15 protein-coding genes are annotated in these 15,703 nt (G+C 48.7%); all 15 read right to left on the reverse strand.

The annotated features are described in order from the left end of the window. Nucleotides 1-127: 127 nt before the first annotated feature. Nucleotides 128-1,714 (reverse strand): phytoene desaturase family protein, encoded by a 1,587-nt coding sequence (locus ACBP46_RS01340; protein WP_371014936.1) that lies wholly within the window; start codon nucleotides 1,712-1,714, stop codon nucleotides 128-130. A gap of 17 nt (nucleotides 1,715-1,731) precedes the next feature. Further along, a complete protein-coding gene (locus tag ACBP46_RS01345; protein ID WP_371014937.1) occupies nucleotides 1,732-2,253 on the reverse strand; it encodes a flavin reductase family protein in 522 nt (173 codons plus the stop codon). Nucleotides 2,254-2,277: 24 nt separating this feature from the next. Then, complete coding sequence (locus ACBP46_RS01350) at nucleotides 2,278-3,522, reverse strand: styrene monooxygenase/indole monooxygenase family protein (protein WP_371014938.1); 1,245 nt, start codon at nucleotides 3,520-3,522, stop codon at nucleotides 2,278-2,280. Nucleotides 3,523-3,552: 30 nt separating this feature from the next. Beyond that, nucleotides 3,553-4,341 carry an SDR family oxidoreductase gene (locus tag ACBP46_RS01355; protein ID WP_371014939.1) on the reverse strand — a complete coding sequence of 263 codons (789 nt, stop codon included), beginning with the start codon at nucleotides 4,339-4,341 and terminating at the stop codon, nucleotides 3,553-3,555. A gap of 382 nt (nucleotides 4,342-4,723) precedes the next feature. Then, complete coding sequence (locus ACBP46_RS01360; protein ID WP_371014940.1) at nucleotides 4,724-5,755, reverse strand: TRAP transporter substrate-binding protein; 1,032 nt, start codon at nucleotides 5,753-5,755, stop codon at nucleotides 4,724-4,726. Between the two features lie 79 nt (nucleotides 5,756-5,834). Further along, the gene (locus ACBP46_RS01365; protein WP_371014941.1) at nucleotides 5,835-7,124 is read right to left on the reverse strand and encodes a TRAP transporter large permease; all 1,290 of its coding nucleotides are present in this window, start codon (nucleotides 7,122-7,124) and stop codon (nucleotides 5,835-5,837) included. A gap of 20 nt (nucleotides 7,125-7,144) precedes the next feature. Further along, nucleotides 7,145-7,657, reverse strand: coding sequence for a TRAP transporter small permease (locus tag ACBP46_RS01370; RefSeq protein WP_371014942.1), 513 nt, complete (start codon nucleotides 7,655-7,657; stop codon nucleotides 7,145-7,147). Nucleotides 7,658-7,797: 140 nt separating this feature from the next. After that, nucleotides 7,798-8,526 (reverse strand): SDR family NAD(P)-dependent oxidoreductase, encoded by a 729-nt coding sequence (locus ACBP46_RS01375; RefSeq protein ID WP_371014943.1) that lies wholly within the window; start codon nucleotides 8,524-8,526, stop codon nucleotides 7,798-7,800. A gap of 2 nt (nucleotides 8,527-8,528) precedes the next feature. Beyond that, complete coding sequence (locus tag ACBP46_RS01380) at nucleotides 8,529-8,936, reverse strand: Zn-ribbon domain-containing OB-fold protein (RefSeq protein WP_371014944.1); 408 nt, start codon at nucleotides 8,934-8,936, stop codon at nucleotides 8,529-8,531. Continuing rightward, entirely contained in the window at nucleotides 8,933-10,102 is a 1,170-nt protein-coding gene (locus tag ACBP46_RS01385) for a thiolase family protein (RefSeq protein ID WP_371014945.1), read from the reverse strand. The genes ACBP46_RS01380 and ACBP46_RS01385 overlap by 4 nt, the downstream gene beginning before the upstream one ends. Continuing rightward, nucleotides 10,099-11,730, reverse strand: coding sequence for an AMP-binding protein (locus ACBP46_RS01390; protein WP_371014946.1), 1,632 nt, complete (start codon nucleotides 11,728-11,730; stop codon nucleotides 10,099-10,101). The genes ACBP46_RS01385 and ACBP46_RS01390 overlap by 4 nt, the downstream gene beginning before the upstream one ends. A gap of 9 nt (nucleotides 11,731-11,739) precedes the next feature. Further along, the gene (locus tag ACBP46_RS01395; protein WP_371014947.1) at nucleotides 11,740-12,222 is read right to left on the reverse strand and encodes an aromatic-ring-hydroxylating dioxygenase subunit beta; all 483 of its coding nucleotides are present in this window, start codon (nucleotides 12,220-12,222) and stop codon (nucleotides 11,740-11,742) included. A 27-nt stretch (nucleotides 12,223-12,249) separates the two neighbouring features. Beyond that, nucleotides 12,250-13,563, reverse strand: a complete 1,314-nt coding sequence (locus tag ACBP46_RS01400; RefSeq protein ID WP_371014948.1) for an aromatic ring-hydroxylating dioxygenase subunit alpha — start codon at nucleotides 13,561-13,563, stop codon at nucleotides 12,250-12,252. Nucleotides 13,564-13,577: 14 nt separating this feature from the next. Further along, entirely contained in the window at nucleotides 13,578-14,549 is a 972-nt protein-coding gene (locus ACBP46_RS01405) for a PDR/VanB family oxidoreductase (RefSeq protein WP_371014949.1), read from the reverse strand. Nucleotides 14,550-14,894: 345 nt separating this feature from the next. Beyond that, a complete protein-coding gene (locus ACBP46_RS01410; protein ID WP_371014950.1) occupies nucleotides 14,895-15,680 on the reverse strand; it encodes a cyclase family protein in 786 nt (261 codons plus the stop codon). Nucleotides 15,681-15,703 lie beyond the last annotated feature (23 nt).

The raw sequence follows: 15,703 nt of genomic DNA on the forward strand, positions 1-15,703 counted from the left end.
TTCTCCTTGTGGTTATTATTGGAGTGCGGTAGATAGCGACTAAGTGGTTATAGACTAAAAATGGAAAAACCACTATGAGGGAAAATGTAGCATAGTGGTTTTAGGGTAAGTGAGCTAAAAGAAATAGTTACGATTTTTTAATGCGTTGTGCTGCTAAATAGCCCGACTGTCCTCCTAAGCCTGGACCAGGGTGCACGGAGGCCCCGATATGATGTAAACGGGCAATTGGAGTTTGGCCTGTGCGCGTTTTGGCTGAACCAGCAAATGGGCGCATGAAGAAAAATTGATCAGGTGAACAAACGCCAGAATAGGGGTCACCTCCCACTAGATTAATATTTGCTTGTTCTAAATCGGCGGGGCTGTAGGCTTTTTCCCCCACGATTAACTGACTAAAGTTAGGCATAACGGTTTCTAAACGCTGTTTGACCCGCTCTACCATGGCTTGTTTAACGGCTTCATTCCAACGGCCATCGGTAGGTATGGGAATTTCACCGGCGCTATCAGCCCGCAAATGAGTCGGTAGCTCTTGCATTTGTACCCAGAGGATCCAACTGCCATCTGGGGCACGTGTAGGGTCTACGACCACAGGCTGCCCTACGGCTAAGGTAGGCTTAGCTGGTAACCAACCGTTATTGGCTTCGACTACGGATGCACAGACTTGCTCCATGCTTTCCGTTACGTGCACCAAGGGCACATGGATGAGCTCTTGGTGTAACCATGTTGGTTTGGCATTAAGGGCAAAATGAATTTGCATACCACCTCGGCCATAACGATACGCTTTGGCCTGATCTTGATAGGCAGTATCAATGTTGGGTAATAACTGCTCGTACAATTGGTTTGGGGTGACGTTAGCGACCACTGCGCGTTGAGCATAGTAGTATTCATCACCTACACGTACCCCCTTAGCTGTGTTGCCCTCAACCAAGATCTGATCCACGTGTTTGTTGGTAATAACTTGACCACCCGCTTGCTCGATAATTGATATAAAAGCCTTAACCAGTTCGTAGCCTCCGCCTTGGACTACTGGCATACCCCCTGCTGTAACGGCACAAAAGGTGAGCTTACCGATTAGGGCGGAACTGGCTTCGTCAGGGCCTAGGCCGCTATGCAATACCCAGGGGGCAATCAGGGCCCGTGTTAGGTCGTGACTCAATTCGCGTTCGGACCAACGTCTGAAATTTTCTAAGGCGTGACTGGCAAAGGCCATCATGCCGTCTACACCACGTTGACGCCACGAATTAAGCAGTAATTTTGTGGTCTTCCAGCTATAGGGGGCACCGCCCATTAAACCAAAGACCAAGGCGGCATCAGCCCCAAACAGTTGTGTGGCAGCAGCACCGATGGCATCGCCGTCTTTAGGTGCCACTTGGTTTAAGCGTTGTATCGTGTCGCTCATGTCTTGGCGTAATGCCAAGCCTGTGCCATGCGGAATAGCTAAACCGGTACTATAAGAACTATTTACAAACTGCACACCGGCCTTGGCGAGTGGGTCTTTGAGCTCGGCATAGGCTGCACCCCCTACAAAGAGGGGATACCAGCTTGAGAAAAGGTCGTGCGTGAAACCGGGGAAAAGGGTTTCAGTGCGTATGCACCCGCCTGCAATAGGGTTTCGTTCTAATACCGTCACGCTTAAACCGCGGTTGGCAAGCAAAGCGGCGCAACTTAATGAGTTAATGCCACTGCCTATAATAACTACATCGCTGCGATGCTGCATGATGTCTCCTGAGAGAATTAGTCGCCCAGTCGTGTAAATTTACCGCGATGGAACACAGCTGGCTCATGCTCAGTGATGGTGCTGTGGCGCACCACACGCCCAATAAATAATGTGTGGTCACCACCTTCGTGCTGTTTATAGTTTTCACATACAAAGGTAGCCACACAATCATCAAGTAACGGCACACCTTCTTCGCCATCGACGTGAGAAACCAAGGCAAACTTATCCTCTATTTGGGAGTTCGCAAAGCCTAAGGCGGCCTCTATCTGTTGTTGGCTGATCACATTAATCGCAAAATAATTACACTGCTCAAAAATAGCGAGACTGGGCGAATGATTGACTAGGCTCCACATAATAAGAGGAGGCTCTAGTGATAACGATGAGAATGAGTTGATGGTCAAGCCCACAGGCCGTCCTTCTGGTGTGCGTGTTGTGACAATTGCCACACCTGTGGGGAAATGGCCTAAGGCGTGTCTAAATGCTCGACTATCGAACAAATTCAGCGCATTTTCGGTTTCCGTTGTGGCCTGTGTAGACATGAAAAAACTCCTAGGTATTACAAATTAAGCTGTGACGGGCAGATCTGCAGTGGTCTGAATCAGCTTTTCAGCCTCTGCTAGGTTGTCCCATGCAGGATAAAGCACAGGTGGGTTATCAAATGCATTCGCAAGGAAATGAGCCAGTTTAGGCTGTTGGTGCGCCCCTGATAATAAAGCAAAGGCTTGGGGAGTAGGCGGCAACAGCATAGAGTTAGTCCATGAGACGACGCGATGGGCATAATTCCAATACGTTTCAAATGTGGCTTCCATCCACTCGCGATCAAAGCTAAGCGTACCTCGTGCGAGGATTTGATCTAAATACACTTGAGCGCATTTGGCCGCGTTGTTAGAACCCTGACCGGTAATAGGATCGTTGACTACCACAGCGTCCCCCATGCCTAAGACCAGATTGCCTGAGGGCAAGGTAAGTACGGGTTTACGTACTGTAGGAGGGAAACTGCCCGCTAAATAGCCTTGTGCATCGGTGAGCTCGCAGTTGCGGGCGCGGTCGGCCTCCCAAGGTAAGAACTCGTCAAGAAAACGAAGACTACGGTCAAAGTGATCTTGGGGGCTTTGAGCGTCTTTGAAGCGATCTAGTGGTCCATTCGGAACGCCTTCAAACACCATGATATCGCATGGGCCCGATAAGGTTAATGAGGGGAAGACAAAATACTCGCCTACGCCAGGTATAAAGTTAAAGGAAACGCGTGAGTAATCGGGAGTGGGTTCTAGGCCATGAACATAGGTCAAAGCCAGCGCACGCTGTGGCTTATCGAAAGGAGAGCGAGAGGCATCGCGCTCAAATAAGCGCACCACTTCGCCTTTACCTGCAGCAAGAATAGTGAGTTCATGTTCACTGCTAATGCGTTCGAGTTCGGCCACGCCCACATCCTCAAATACAACGCGACCGCCGCGTTCGGCAAACTCCTCGATCCACACTGGCATTTTAATACGTTGATCCGTGGCTTGGGCTACGCGGTCTAGACGTCCGCTCCAGTCTATGGCTTTGGTGTCGGGTTGCTCGGGATGAGGCAAAGCAAAACCAATGCCTTCTACTGGTGGACACTCGTCCTCCCAAAAATTAATGTCCAAACGGCGCTCTACATCTAGTGCGTTGGCAAACATACACTGACTGGACATTACGCGCCCAGCACGAATTTGCTCAGGAGTGCGATTGGTATAAAGAGTCACTTCATACCCTTGGGCTAATAGGCCAAAGGCAACTGGCATGCCGGCTTGGCCCCCACCAATAATTGCAATAGTACGCATAGTCGGTCTCCTTAGGTGATAAAAGTGTGTTTATTCGGCTAGTTGGGGAATGGCTGGAATGGCTTGTTCGGGGCCCATGGCGGAATAGCCGCCGTCAACGGCATAGTCGGCACCTGTGACAAAGCTGGCCGCATCAGACAGTAAGAAAGCAACGACTTCACCGACTTCAGAGGGGTTGCCTACCCGTTTTAAAAGGTGAAACGGAGCAGCGACCTGATCGGTTTTAGCGCGATTGCCCCCAGTCAGCTCGTCCATGACTTTGGACCAGGTCCAACCAGGGGATACGGAATTAACACGAATATGGTCTGCAGCCCAATCCATGGCTAAGCTACGTGTAATTTGCACTAAGGCTGCTTTGGAGGCGGGGTAAAGCCAGCGTCCAGTTTGGGCTACTGCAGAAGAAATAGATGTGAAGTTGACAATGGCACCGCCTTTTTGTTGTTGTAAATAAGGATGTACTGCTTTACTCATCTGCACGGTACTCACCACATTTACATTCAACGCTGTTAACCAGTCTTCGCGATGGGAAGCCATGCCTTCATCCACATACGAACAGGCCAAGTTCACTAAACCATCAATACGCCCAAAATGAGCATGGACAGCTGCAGTGGCTGCTGTGATGGCGGCATCATCGGTGATATCCACTTCCCAAAAGCGCGCGTGTTCTGCTTGTGTTCCAACCGCAGCTTGGCCGCCGACCACATCAATATCAAAAACTGCAACGCGCGCGCCATAGCTGCGTAATACTGCAACCACCCCTGCACCAATATGAGTGGCTCCCCCTGTCACAATGATGACGTTGTTTTCTAAACCTTTCATAGATAGCTCCATAGACGATGACGTCTGTTTCATTACCGCGTTGGGCCTTGGTTGACTAGGCTCAAATAGAGTCAATACGCGGTGTGAAGCAGATGGCGATCAATAGGCAGAGTCTAGGTGGCAACTAAGTGGGTATTACGCTACTGTGCCTGAGTCTCCACCCATTGATTTATTGTTTAGTTGTCAATGATTTGAATAGTAGAGGGGCGTCAGAGCTGCAGCTATCCAGCTTTAGCTAGAGGTATCCATTTAGCGCAAGGAATTGATATTTATAGGGAAAACACTCATCTAAGAAGAGCCGAGATGGCAATGAGCGTAAAAAAAAGCAGGCGTTTTGAAAGGAGGTTAACAAAACGCCTGCAGAGCCATAAACGTAATGAAGTTAAGGCTGACTTAGTTCTTTAATTTGAGCTCTATAGTAATCAAGAGCAGCTTGACCATCGATGTTTTTCTTTTCCGCTGCTTTAATCCAGTCTTGTTCAATAAAGACGAGGTCGGCTTTGAGTTTTTCGAGCTCAGCGCCTTCTACGTGATAGGTTTTTAGGCCAGCGTCGGTTAGGCTAGTGATGGCTTTTTGTTCGCCTTCGTTCCATTTTTCACCAAACATGCGTGCAATGTGCTCGCCCGAGATCTTGCTGATAGCAGCGCGGTCGGCTTCGCTAATGGCATTCCATTTACGCTCATTCATGAATAAGAACTGGCTACTTTTACCAAAACCGCCGGGAACGGCCACTGCACTTTTAATGAGTTTATCCAATTTGAAGTTTTCAATTTGGTCATATTGGAAGTACAGGCCGTCAATCACACCGCGAGAAAGCATTTCATAACTTTCAGAGGCTGGGGCGTTAACCGTCACAATACCCATGGCTTTGCCAATATTGTCAAACAGAGGACTAGGGGAGCGCAGTTTAAGACCATCGAGTTGATCTAAGCTGGTAATTTCCTCTTTGTTGGTAAAGATTACCGTAGCAGGACTAGTCCAAACCCCCATTAGTTTCACACCACGGTGCTCGTCGGCATCCATCATGAATTTTTCGTAGGTGCGCCAGTACGCCACAGAGTTTATCCCCCCGTCTTCTGTGGTAAAGGGCAGCTCTGCAAACTCAATCAATGGAAAACGGCTCGCGGTATAGCTGTGTACTGACATACCCATGTCGGCAACCCCATTTCGAACCAAATCAAGGTGAGCTTGAGGTTTACCTAAAGGGTTAATGAATTCGACTTTGACACGGCCCTCGGTCACGTCGTTAACTTGGGCCGCCCAAGGTTCTAGCATTTCTTTCACAATGTAGTGCGCAGGGGGCAGCCAATTCGAAAAACGAATGGTTTGCGTTTCCGCTTGAGCGCTGCCAAAGGGAAGCACCGCGGCCAGACTCAGACCTAAACAGGCACTTAAACGCTTTACAATTTTCATAAAATGTCTCCAGGATGAAGTGGGTAATATTGTTTTTTATAGTTAGAACAAGCTAAAACAGAACAAGCGCAATGATGAGCTACATGCTGTTAGGTATAACCATGACAATCCATGGCACTAACACCAATACTGCTAGGCGGATGATGTCAGTCAGAACAAATGGGGTCACACCATAAATAACCGTACGTAAAGGAATATCGGGCATGACGTTTTTAATCATGAAAATATTCAAGCCCAGAGGAGGCGTGATTAAGCTAATTTCTGCTGCGACCACCACAATAATGCCAAACCACACTAGGTCGAAGCCCATCGAGGCCACAATGGGATAAAAAATAGGTACGGTTAGCATTACCATAGACATGGTTTCTAAAAAGCACCCCAATACCAAGTAAATAAGGCAGATCATGAAAATCACCATCAGGGGTGACATATCAAGGGTGTTAATAAAATCCAATAACTGATTAGGTAAGCCGGCTACGGTTAAAAAGTTGGTGAAGATAAGAGCGCCAATCACCAAAGCAAACATAACAGCCGTGGTTTGGGCGGCTTCGACCAACACAGTGAGATACACTTTAGGCTGCCAGCCGCGTCGTTTAAAAGTAATAAGAAAAGTACAAAATGCACCAATACCAGCTGCTTCGGTAGGGGTAAAAACGCCGCCGTAAATACCGCCCATAATCACGATAAATAGCACCGTGATAGCAAATACCCCTTTGGTAGCATGCAGACGTTGTGCCCATGAGCTTTTGGTGCCGGGTTGACCGAGCTTAGGATTAAGGGTGGTTAAGATAAGCACGGTGATTAAGTACATCACAATAGCCAAAAAACCTGGTAAAAAACCGGCGGCAAAGAGCTTGCCAATATCAGTCTCGGTCAAAATACCGTAAACCACCATAATGACGCTAGGTGGAATCAAAATGCCCAAGGTGCCCCCAGCCGCTATGCTGCCGGTAGCTAAGCGGTCGTCGTAGTTGTATTTGCGCATTGAAGGCATGGCAACGCGGCTCATGGCTGCGGTGGTAGCCATGCTAGAGCCTGACAGAGCACTAAAGGAACCACAGGCTAAAATGGTTGCCATGGCTAAGCCGCCACGTAAATGCCCAATGAATGCGTTAGCGGCTGTATAGAGATCGCGTGACAATCCCGAAGCGTTGACTAGATTTCCCATTAAAATAAACAAGGGCAGCACGGTAAAACTGTAACTCATGCCCGTGTCATAAGCAGTTTGAGCTGCCATCGTCAATGCAGCTTCAAGACCGGTGTAAAAACTAAAACCAACAACGCCAATTAGCAGCATGCCCCAAGCAATAGGTAAACCCACAAAAAGACAGGCTAATAATGCGATTAAGCCAAGTAAAGAAACAAACATAATGCGTAAACCGTAACGGGTTAGGGGTGAGCCGAGGCGGGTAAAAACACGTGTACTAATGCTGCTAATGCCGAAATAGCGGTAAAAATAGCAATAGCGTAAGCAAAGGGGGCCAAGGGTAAATTTAAGGCGTTACTCATATCGCCATAGCTTGCGAGCTGAGCGCCATGCTGCCATAAAAAATAGCTGAGTACAGCCAAACAGACGGCTGAAACTAAGGAAAGCATTTTTTCCTGAAGGCGTTTAAGTGTGGGGCTAAGCGTACTGCCTAAGGCGGTAACGGCTAAATGCTGTTGATGCCAAGTTACACGGGGCAGAGCAGCAAAAACTAAAATGCCCAATAGCAGTTCGTTACTTTCATAGGCACCGTGTACAGGCGCATGTAACAGGTAACGACCCACCACGTCCACTGTGGTGATAGCAGTCATTAATACAAGAATCGTGGCACAGAGTGCATCAAGCAAGGTCTCTACAAGGCGGACAAGACCACCTTGGGAGCGCTTTAACTGCATACCGATTAAGTCGTTGTCCATGTGGTCTCCGTACGAGGACATCAGAAGTGTTTTTATGATGAAGAAGGCGTGTGAATACACGCCTTGTCATTAAGATGTTTTGTTTTAAATAGTTTAAGACTTAATAAATTCAAGTGAATAGAAAAAAACCCTTAAATTGCTTAGATTTTTAATGTGCCAATGCTGGCACCACCGCATACATACAGGGTTTGACCGGTAACAAAGCTATTGTCTGGGTCAGCAAAAAAGTTGACTGCACGCCGGATATCATCGACTCGACCTAGGCGTTTCACAGGGATAGCTTGAGCAAGTTGTTGTTCCCGCTCACTACCAGCATCCACGACGTCATGAAACATGGGGGTTTGTATAGGACCAGGTGCGACCACGTTTACAGTAATACCTTGGTCGGCTAACTCCAAAGCCCAGGTGCGTGCCATGCCAATCATGCCGGCCTTAGTGGCTGAGTAAGCGCTGCGGGTCTCTAGTCCCAATGCGCCGCGTGAGGACATAAACACCACGCGCCCAAATTGACGACTACGCATATGTGGTACAAACGCCTGCATCAGTTGGATGGCAGCGCCCAAGTGAATTTGCGTGAGTCCTTGGAGCTCGCTAAGACTGACGTCTTCGAGCAAATTAGGCCAAATTACCCCAGCATTATGAATAAAATGGGTTACGTGATGATTAGCAGCAATTGTGGTTGCGGCAGCAGCGGTAGCGGTCTCGTCTAATAAGTCCACCTGCATTTGCACCAAACGCTCGTGCTCCCAATCTAGGGTTTTACGGGCAAGAGAAATAACGGTGTAACCCGCGTCGATATAATGCCGACACAGATCAGCACCAATGCCCGTGCTGCCGCCAGTAATAACAACGGTATAGTCAGTTTGCATAATTATCCTTGTTGAATAGTAGGGGCATGCGCCACCAACACCCCGACATTGGCTGCATCCAGTTCTAAGCGCAGCTCAGTGGGGTCGCCGGTTTGCAAATTGTCTTTTAAATGGGCAATGACAACGGGGCCACACGCTAGCTGTACTGTGCCAATACGCCACGGCAAATGGTCTTGAAAATACGCTTCGTTGCTGTGGTGCAAGGTAGTAGAAGCCACAACCAGCCCTCGATTATCAACGACTTGCCATTGCAGCTCATCGTGTAAGCATTGACCACAAACATCGCGTGGTGGGTATTGCACACTATGGCAGTCGGTGCAGACTTGCAAAGCAAAATGCCCGGCTTGCGCCGCTTGGGTTAGGCCCTCAGCTGCGGCACTGCGTGTTCGTGGAGGTAGTGCAGAGCTCATGCTTGACCCCGTTTTAAAATAGTGGCTGCTGTACAGATGCCGCGATCATAATTGATCATGCCAAAGCCGGACACCATGCCTACTGTGGCATTTGGAATTTGTGTTGCGGCAGCACTGAGCGTGAGTTGGCGCAGGGCTTGAACTAGACCCAAATAACCACCTGCTGCGCCGGCTTGGCCCACAGAAAGCTGTCCTCCCGATGTATTAAAGGGGAAACTGCCATCAATGGTAAAGCTGTGGTTGCGGATAAACTGTGGGCCTTCGCCTTTTTTACAAAAACCTAAATCCTCAAACTGCAGCACATTAATGACCGGATAGTCATCATAGGTTTCTAAAAAGTCGATGTGTTCGGGTTGTACGTGTGCCATTTCATAGAGTTCGTCTACGTCCAACGCCCAACCGCCACGATATTGCACAGGATCCTCAGTAAATGCGTTGTGTCGCTCAATGGTAGACAGCACTTCCACATAAGGCAGGTGCAGAGCTTGGGCTTGTTCACGGCGCATCACTAAATAGCCTTCTGCGCCGGCACATGGCATTACGCAGTCAAACAGATGAATGGGCTCAGCAATAGGGCGTGCTTCAAGGTATTGCTCTAGAGTTAAGGGCTTTTTCATGAGTGCGTGAGGGTTACGCAATGCATTATCGCGCTGAGCCACACACAACTTGCCAAAATCGGCACGGGTTGCCCCGTAGTGCTGCATATAATAATCGGTGAGCAACGCAAAACTACCATTAGGGCCTGCAGCGCCATACGGGTAGACGGCATCTTGGGAAAACCGTGAGAAGCCACTAACGGTATTTTTAAACGAGTCGCGGTGATTGGTGTCACCTGCTAGGCAGGCAACCACATTGGCATCACCACATTGCACAGCTCGTGCGGCACGACGTAAAGCAATAATACCGCTGGCACCTCCCATGGGGATATGCTCTAAAAACCGTGGGCTCATTTGAAAGTGCTGCATCAAGCCTACGGCAGTGTCTGAGCCTAGGGTAAAGCTAGACACACAGACGCCATCGATATCTTGTTTTTGGAGGCCGCTTTGTTGCAAGAGGTTTTTTAATGCGGTGCCTAGCCATTGATGTGCACTTTTTTCAGAGAAACGTTCATAGGCAACAGTAACGGGGCACACAAGTACTACATCGGTGTAGGGAGAGCGCTTCATGCGATTTCCTGTCTTTTCTTTAATGCATTGGTGTTGATGCACTCAGGGTGTTCGACTAAATCTAAGGCTAGGGTTTTAAGCTCACCCCGTTGAATTTTATTGGTAGAGGTTAAAGGCAGGTTCTCAATAAACATGACGTAGCCTGGCACTTTAAAATACGCCAGCTGAGTTAGACCCCAGGTGACAATATCCTGAGCAAGCTCTTGTTTTTGTTCAAAGCTAACAGGTGTTTGATGCGGCACAATAAGAGCCATGACTTCATCCCCACGGATGGCATCCGGTACGGCAGCTACCGCAATAGAGCGAATTGCAGGGTGCTGTTGCATCACATTTTCGACCTCAACCGCGGCAATGTTTTCACCGCTACGACGAATGACATTGCGTTTGCGGTCAATAAAATGCAAGTAACCGTTAGCGTCGCGTTGCACAATATCACCGGTATGGAACCAACCATCGGCCCAGGCTTCGTCGGTAGCGGGCTGGTCTTTCCAGTAGCCTGCAAAAAAACCACGGCGTGGATTAGGGCCGGCGTGGCGTACTAATAACTCGCCGTTTTCCCCTGGCCCTACGTCTTGGCCAGCATCGTCTACCAAACGAATAGCTACGTCAGGGCTTTCTTTACCAAAACAGTTGGTCCCAATAAAACGAGGCTCTGTATTGGCAATAACACAAGCGCCCGAGCCGGTCTCGGTCATGGCCCATGCCTCAAGTAGTGGGAAGCCAAAGCGTTGCTCGAAAGGCTGATGCAGGCTGCCATCTACCCCTGCGCCAAAACCAAAGCGCACGCTATGCTCTAGGTCGGCAGGGCTGGCTTCGAGCTTCATTAAAATCGCTGGCATCACGCCTAGATAATGCACCACAGTTGCTTGGGCACGACGTACAGAGTCCCACCACGTGCGAGGGTGAAAGCGGTCTAGCACAATTAAACAGCCACCTGTTTTAATCATAGCCATGGCAGAAAAAGCTAAGGCGTTCATATGGAACAAGGGCAGAGGGGTCAGCATGCGCTCGGTGCCTTCGCGCAAAGTGGCTAGACCCCCAATGGTGGCGTACCAGTCGCCCGCATCATGAAAGTATTCATTAGGCAGCATGCAGCCTTTAGGGCGTCCTGTGGTGCCCGAGGTATACATTAACGCGCACTCGGTCGCCAAACTAAGCGCTTGATTAATACAACGCGGTGCTTGGCTTGCTGGTGGTGGGGTTTGATCGGGCGTGATAAGAGCTAATGGTTGTTGTGCTTGGGCGGCAGCTGCGGCCAAATCCGCATGACGGTTTGGTGTAGCCACGGCCAATAGCATTTCAGAATGCCCAATGAGGTATTCAAGCTCGGCCGCTCGTAGGTCGGGATTGATGGGAACAATGGATACGCCTAAACGGTTCAGTGCGAGCCAATGCAAGAAAAAGGCTGGGCGATTTTCTAATAACATACCTACACGATGACCATGCCCATAACCTGCTTGTTCATATATGGTAGATAAACGGTCTATTTCAAGCAGAGCATCAGCGTAGCTAAGGGTGGTGGCTTCAATACCATAAACGGCAGCTGTTTCTGGCAACACCATCATAAAATCATGGGTAGGCCAGCGTGTCGCGGTCTGTTTGAATGCACTGTAAATCGTTGAACCCATCTAAATCTCCTACATAAACAGCTGAATATTGCCTAAAGGCGCATCGCAATTAAGCAGATCCACGCGCTTTAAGCGTTGACGTAATTGCCCGTTTTCTACAACTAAGTGGTGCGTGGTCCAACCAACGTACATGGTTTGAGTATCTCCCCGCGTCTCTGTGTAGTGAAAGGCGGTACGCACACGGTGCTCCGAGGCGCTAGCATCAAAATCGACGACATGCGGCTGTTGCAATAGGTGATGGCAACGACTTTTGGGTTGTTGAGAAAAAGTACGTTGACCTGCTAAGCGCTCGATACGTACTTGCAGTAACAGTTTGTCCTCGTACATTAGCGAGGCCTCAAGGATGGGGTCCGTTTGATTATGTGTCAGCGGCATCCAGTAATAGCCGTCTTCAGTAAAAAGTGTTAACCACTGATCAAATTTCAGCTCATCAAGAAGACGTGCCTCGTGGTAAACAAAGTCAACGAGGTCTTGTGCAGTAATGGCAGTCATAATGAATCCTTTATGTCAGAACGGGCACTAAGCCTCGATACCCATGTATTTCAACCACGCACGGAATTGAGCGCGCATTTGCATTTCACTGGTGCCATTTACCACTACATTTTTTTGGTCTTTTTCGGCAGGATCATACAGACGGCCGACGTTCATCCAATCGCGACCGCGACTATGCAGGGCTTCTTGAGCGCGCTCGTACATTTCTAAATCGTCGTGTCCTACTACAGAGGTGGGGGCGTTAATCAGACGGTTGTACATCAAGGTGCGTTCTAAGAGTTTGTCTGGTGCACCAACTAAACGGAATGTCCAGGACTCGACGAGGGTTTTATTGGCAGCGATGGGTTTAAACAAACGTAGTGTTTGAATAGGGCCCTTGATCATGATGTTAGGAAAGTAGACGGTGTTGTGACGTACATCACCTAAAATTTCTTTGGTGCGCTCTTCGCCATAGGTTGCGACCATTTGATCCCAATAGCCATCAATATCTGAGTATTCAGCATGAATTGAATCCGAGACACCAGTGTGGCCATGACCATTTTCCCAAACACGGATTCCCATGTTTTCAAAAAATTCGTAAGGCGACATAAAGGGCGCGAAAAGCTCGACAGCCATGGGTTTAGGCGTGCCTTCAGGGGCATCTTCCCACACTTTGATTGCTGTGCCAGCGGATGACTCGTGGGCCACCATGGGGTGACAGGTGTCGGTTTGGTTATCGACTAACATTTTCCAGTTGCAGTTATGCATATAGCGCATAACCCCACCTGCTACCTCGAGTTTGCCTTGGGGGGAGCGATCCACCATGTTATCGATGGTGCTTAATGACTCGCCAAAAAAGTCGGCAAAGCTTTCTCCTTCAGGGCTGAGACGACAAAAAACAAAATCTCGGTAGATTTCAACATTTTCGACTGCTGCCATGCCTTGAGTGGCTTCGGAACATTCAAAACCGGTGTCCTCATAGCCTTTTTTCAGTGGAATAGCTAAAAGGCGGCCATCGGTACGAAAAGTCCATGCATGATAGGGGCAGCGAAAAAATTTGCCGGTATTACCACAGGTTTCGCCCGCGACTTTGACGCCTTTATGGGGGCAGCGGTTATAGAGTACTTTAATGCTGTTGTCGGTATGACGCACCATAACTACAGCTTCGGTGCCTACGGTTGTGGTGTAGTAATCGCCTTTATTGGGAATTTGGCTGGCGTGTCCTACATACACCCACGTGTTGGCAAACAGGTGTTCCATTTCTAGTTGGAACACGTCTTCATCAATATATAGATCTTTATGGACTTCGGTGTCACGCACGAGTTGGCGCAGAGCAGTTGGGTTATCACGGTATTGCGTCATGATGGCATCCCTTATTACATATCAAGCACGAGTTTGGGGGAGTGAGAGCGAGAGATACAAATTTGAATGACTTTGCCGCTTTGCTTTTCTTTGTCGGTCAAAAAGTAGTCGCGGTGGTCTGGAGTGCCTTCGAGCACATCAACAGTACAAACACCACATTCGCCGCGTAAACAGTCGTACATGGGATCTTCGCCGGCTTCTTCTAGAACTTGAACAATGGTTTTATCGGCAGGCACAGTAAAGCTGAGTCCGGATTGACGTAGTTCTACTTCAAACGGTTGGTCGCCTTCCAAAGGAGCTGCAGTAATAAACAGTTCAAAGTGAATATGCTCGCGATCCCACCCCTTTTCTTTGGCTAGAGCAATAACGGCATCAATCATGCCTTGGGGGCCACACACATACAGGGGCTGATTAGGGCTAAGGCTTTGAAAGAGCTGTGCCAAATCAAAGTTATTTTGATCGTTGGTATAGCAAACTAATTGTGAATTAAGCGATGCAGATAGTTCGTCCGCAAAAGCCAATTGATCTTTGGTGCGGGCGCTGTAATGCAGACTAAACGCACGGCCTTGTTGTTGAAGCTGCTGTGCCATGCTGGCAATAGGGGTAATGCCAATCCCGCCTGCAATCAGAACCAGCTCAGGCTCATTGGTTTGCGCCTCATGTAAGGGAAAATCATTAACTGGGCCTTCTACCTGCAGCACATCACCTGCTTGAAGCTGATGCATAAAACGTGAGCCACCCTGGCCGTCTTCCTCTAGACGAATGCCTAAGCGGTACTGAGTGGGAGTCTGAGCCCAGTCGTAGTGAGGGTCCGTAACGATTAAAGAGTAACAACGGTGATCGTTTAGCTCGGGGATATGGATCTTTAGGTGCGAACCTGCCGTAAAAGCGGGCAATGCAGTGGCCTTGGGGGCCTCTAGGATTAGCTCACGAATCAATGGGGAAACGGGCTTTGTTTCACGGACGATGAGTTCAAAAGGTTGCATAGTTTGCCTCGTGTATGCATGTAATGAACACTGGCTGATCCGCAAACAGAGTCAAAATACTTAGCCCCATGACTAGTCATGAAGCTAAAGCAATAGGAGGTCTCCGCCTTAGGATGAGAGTGAGCTCGGTCAGCTTGGTCATCACAAAATAATTCTTAATATGTGAGTTATTCTATTGATGAATAGTTTAGTAATCAATATATTCTCAGGAATATAATGGAAAACCATTAGGGCGAATTAACAGGCCATAGACACCGAACCAACATTGGTGCACTCTTAGTTCGCTTTACTGCTGCCCAAAAAAAAGAGCCCCTAAAGGGACTCTGTTAGGCGTTTACACTGTGTTTATGCAGTGACTAATGCCAATACACGTAATGGGCTACCTGAACCTTCTTCGATTTTTAAGGGTGCGGAAAGAATAAGAGCTCCGGTGGCTGGTAACTGATCTAGATTTTTTAAGCACTGCAAACCATAGCGGTTGGCACCGTGCATTAGTGAGTGGCAGGGATAAGGCAAAGGCCACGCATAGGATTGACCTGCATCCGTGTTAATGGTTTCTACGCCAAAACCGTGTACATCTCTTTCATGAATAAGCCACTCGACTGCTTCCTGGGAAGGGCCAGGGGTGTTGGGGCCATTTTCTTTCATGTTCACATACGCCTCTGCACTTTGTTCTAAACGTTTAGACCAGTCGGTGCGTAAAAGTACCCATGAACGTGCAGGGATCTTGCCATGCTTGGCTTCCCACGCTTGGAGAAACTCTGGCGTTAGCACCCAGTTGTCGTCTTGGGCCACCTCGGCACTAGCATCAATGACCACAGCAGGGCGGATAAAGTGTTCGGTAGGAATGGTGTCAACCGTATTTTCTGCATGTTCACGCCCAGAAATCCAGTGGGCTGGCGCATCAAAGTGCGTGCCGGTGTGCTCACCACAGGTAAAGTTGTTCCAGTACCAACCTGGGCCTTGCTCATCATAATGACTAATGCGCTGCTTAGAAAAACCAACGGTTTGACCAAACTGCTCGGGCAGTTGCAAAGCAGGGAACGATTCGTTGAGGGTGTGGGTTAGATCAATCACTTTGACTTCTTGATTGTCTAACGCTTGGGTCATTAGGTGTAAAACGTTGCTCATGGAGTCTCCTCGTTATACTAGAT

Origin of the sequence: Paenalcaligenes hominis, assembly GCF_041359055.1 — a bacterium.
Classification (GTDB): Bacteria; Pseudomonadota; Gammaproteobacteria; order Burkholderiales; family Burkholderiaceae_B; genus Paenalcaligenes; species Paenalcaligenes hominis_A.